At 71.1% G+C, this 235-nt stretch carries 1 pseudogene; it reads left to right on the forward strand.

The annotated features are described in order from the left end of the window. Positions 1-18: 18 nt before the first annotated feature. Positions 19-235: pseudogene (locus ACQG3P_RS23940) on the forward strand (NADPH-dependent 2,4-dienoyl-CoA reductase); the annotation flags it as partial.

Below are 235 nucleotides of genomic sequence, written 5' to 3' on the forward strand. Positions count from 1 at the left end.
TGACGCAAGCGTATCTTCATGTCGCCAGCCGCCGAAACTCCCGCCTACCCCCACCTGTTCGCCCCGATCGACCTGGGCTTCACCACCCTGCGCAACCGCATCCTGATGGGGTCCATGCACTCCGGGCTGGAAGACCGCGCGCGCGACTTCCCGCGGCTGGCCGCGTACGTCGCCGGGCGCGCGGCGGGTGGGGTCGGGCTGAGCGTCACCGGCGGCTATGCGCCCAACGTGGTGG

The sequence above is a fragment of the Stenotrophomonas sp. SrG genome (assembly GCF_050031795.1).
Classification (GTDB): Bacteria; Pseudomonadota; Gammaproteobacteria; order Xanthomonadales; family Xanthomonadaceae; genus Stenotrophomonas; species Stenotrophomonas rhizophila_A.